Below are 359 nucleotides of genomic sequence, written 5' to 3' on the forward strand. Positions count from 1 at the left end.
GCGCAGGCAAACTCCCTGTTAGATGATGATAATTACTTCGTAAATGAAGAAGTTATTGCCCGTTTCCGTGAAGATAACATTATTGTGTCCCGCGATAGAATTGATTATATGGACGTATCGCCAAAACAGGTTGTATCTGCTGCGACAGCATGTATTCCATTCCTGGAAAATGATGACTCCAACCGTGCACTAATGGGTGCGAACATGCAGCGTCAGGCAGTTCCTTTGATGAATCCAAAGGCGCCGATTGTTGGAACAGGTATGGAATATGTGAATGGAAAAGATTCTGGTGCTGCTGTTATTTGCCGTCATGACGGAATTGTCGAGCGTGTGGAAGCGAAGACTGTTATTGTACGCCG

1 pseudogene is annotated in these 359 nt (G+C 45.1%); it reads left to right on the plus strand.

Annotation, left to right across the window (positions count from 1 at the left end):
• A pseudogene (locus FLK20_RS21445) lies at positions 1-359 on the plus strand (DNA-directed RNA polymerase subunit beta); the annotation flags it as partial.

The organism is Oceanobacillus sp. CFH 90083, from assembly GCF_009389585.1.
Taxonomy (GTDB): Bacteria; Bacillota; Bacilli; order Bacillales; family Amphibacillaceae; genus Oceanobacillus.